Raw genomic sequence first — 270 nt, 5'->3', positions numbered from 1 at the left:
CCTGAAATAGGTTGACTAAAAATTCATCAATTAATGATAGTCACTTATGAAAAATCAAAATGAACACTGGCAGAAAAGAAAGTACCAAAAAGTAACTTTAGAAACCAAATTATTCGTCGTTGACCAAATTCAAAATGGTCAAATATCAACAAACTTCGCTTCCAAAAAATATGATGTTCCTAAAACTACTATTGGGTATTGGATTAAAAAATATAGTACCTTAGTACAACAAAATAATGGTATGAGTAAAAACGATGAAATCAAAAAATT

1 protein-coding gene is annotated in these 270 nt (G+C 27.8%); it reads left to right on the top strand.

Annotated features, from left to right (window positions below; all coding sequences use genetic code 11):
- Positions 1-46: 46 nt before the first annotated feature.
- Positions 47-270, top strand: a 224-nt coding sequence (locus Q0662_RS11950; protein ID WP_298950176.1) for a helix-turn-helix domain-containing protein, incomplete at its 3' end; no start/stop codon positions are given.

The organism is uncultured Polaribacter sp. (genome assembly GCF_947503855.1).
In the GTDB taxonomy this organism is placed as follows: Bacteria; Bacteroidota; Bacteroidia; order Flavobacteriales; family Flavobacteriaceae; genus Polaribacter.
Note: the sequence above shows the minus strand (reverse complement) of the source record. Positions and strands in the feature narration are given on the sequence as shown.